This window comes from Streptomyces sp. NPDC006602 (genome assembly GCF_042870385.1).
Classification (GTDB): Bacteria; Actinomycetota; Actinomycetes; order Streptomycetales; family Streptomycetaceae; genus Streptomyces.
On sequence record NZ_JBIAHG010000096.1, the window covers coordinates 1 to 2,002 of the forward strand.

The following is a 2,002-nucleotide window of genomic DNA, read 5'->3' on the forward strand; positions in this document are numbered from 1 at the left end:
TGCTGCGAACACCGGTCTTGCTCGGTGACCTATCGATCAATCACCCGGGAAGGTACGTCCTCCCGAGCCGATCCACAGGTCATGAGCATTGCTCCCGGTGTCGACCGCCGGCCCGCAGTGCTGCTCGGACCAGAGGGCACGGGGCTCAGCGACGTCGAGCGCCGCCGGGCCGATGCTCTCGCCGAGCTGGGATACATAGCGCTGGCCTTCGACCTCCACGGCGGGCGCTATTTGAGCGACCCCGAGGAGATGCTGGCCCGTTGCATGCCACTGCTCGCTGATCCCGACCGGATGCGGAGCATCGGCCATGCAGCGCTCGACGTGTTGCGCACCGAACCGCGGACCGACCCCGACCGGATCGCCGCCGTCGGCTACGGCACCGGGGGCGCTGTCGGGCTGGAACTCGGGCGCGACGGCGTCAACCTGCGCGCGATCGGCACAGTCAACGCACTGACCACGGGCCGACCGGGCGAGGCAGCGCGCATTCGCTGCCCAGTGTGGGCCGGGGTCGGGTCGGAAGACCCGATCATGCCGCCCGCACAACGCAAGGCGTTCACCGCTGAGATGCAGGCCGCGGGCGTCGACTGGCGCCTCGCGGTCTACGGCGGCGCCTTGCACGCCTTCCACCATCCGCCGGTCGACCACCCCACGGTCCCCGGCGTCGGCTACCACCCGCAGCACGCGCAGCGAGCCTGGCGCGACGTCGTCGACCTGCTCGCCGAGTGCCTGCCCGTGACGGAGGAGCTGGGGGCATGACCCAGGCGAACATGCTGGCCCCAGGCTTGGTCGGCGTCATGCACTGACCCGGCCGAGCGCGAGGCGGTCCTGAACGACGCGATGGACGGCATCGTCGCGTCCATCGCGATGCCGCTCCCGTCGGACCTGTGACGCCTCAAGCAGCGTGGACGGGTTCGGCAGATCGGGGCAGGGATGCGTTGGGCTGGACGGCGGGCAGGGTGAGTCTGCGGGTCATGAGCGTGATCGAGGCAAGGGTGAGCATCGCCTCGGAGTGCTCAGGCCGGGTCTCGTAGTCGCGCACGTTTCGACGCGCATGCGATAGCCAGGCCAGTGACCTCTCCACCACCCAACGCCTCGGCAGGATCACGAAGCCCTTGGTGCCCTTGGGCCTGCTCACGGTCTTGCTCGTGAGGTGGAGGAAGGACTTGGCCCAGGCCACGAGGGTACCCGCGTAGGCCAAGTCGGCCCAGACGATGGTGATTTCGGGGTGCATCAGCCGGAGCCGGAAGAGGGCTTCACGGGCGGCGACGCTGTCGTGCATGTCGGCCGGAGTGACCATCACAAACAGCGGGAGCCCTTTGAGGTCCACGATTATGTGCCTCTTCCGGCCCGGTGTCTTTTTCCGGCGTCGTATCCGGACGTGGAGCGCGGGACGGTGGCCGCGACCTTGACGGACTGGGAGTCGATCACCGCCGCCACCGGGTTCGGTGACGTGCCCATCGTGCGACGGATCCGGCGTCGCAGCTGGTCACGTATGAGGTTGAAGATGCCCGCGGCAGACCAGCGGACAAAGAAGCCGAACACCGTCTTGAAGGGCGGGTAATCCTGCGGCAGCGCGGCCCATTTGCAGCCGGTGTCGACGAGATAGCGCAAGGCGTCAACGATCTCCCGACGTGGGTGGGCCTCCGGCCTGCCGCCGCTGGGGGTCTGGCAGGCCGGCACCGGCAACAATGGCTTGCCGGTGCGGTTGATCGGCCGGATGGTGCGGGTCGTGCTGCACGCCTCCGAGCTCGTTGTCTACGACGCGCACAAGGAAGTCGCCCGCCACGAGCGGCTGATTGCCAAGGGCGGCTCCCGCCTGGAGCTGGACCACTACCTGGAAGCGCTGGTCCGCAAGCCCGGCGCGCTGCCCGGGGCGACCGCGCTGGACCAGGCCCGCTCGGCAGGCAAGTTCACCCCGGTCCACGACGCCTGGTGGCAGGCGGCCTGCACCGCCCACGGCGACGCGGAGGGCACCCGGGCGCTCATCTCCGTCCTGCTGCTG

At 69.3% G+C, this 2,002-nt stretch carries 1 protein-coding gene and 2 pseudogenes; 2 read left to right on the top strand and 1 reads right to left on the bottom strand.

What is annotated here, in order from left to right; genetic code table 11:
- Positions 1 to 81 precede the first annotated feature (81 nt).
- On the top strand, positions 82 to 756 hold the full coding sequence (locus ACFYO2_RS49550; RefSeq protein WP_388364099.1) for a dienelactone hydrolase family protein: 675 nt from the start codon (positions 82 to 84) through the stop codon (positions 754 to 756).
- A gap of 199 nt (positions 757 to 955) precedes the next feature.
- On the opposite strand, the pseudogene ACFYO2_RS49555 reads toward ACFYO2_RS49550, so the two are convergent.
- Positions 956 to 1,719 (bottom strand): annotated as a pseudogene (locus ACFYO2_RS49555) (IS5 family transposase); the annotation flags it as partial.
- Here ACFYO2_RS49555 and ACFYO2_RS49560 point away from each other — a divergent pair.
- Positions 1,700 to 2,002, top strand: a pseudogene (locus ACFYO2_RS49560) (IS21 family transposase); the annotation flags it as partial. The pseudogenes ACFYO2_RS49555 and ACFYO2_RS49560 overlap by 20 nt on opposite strands.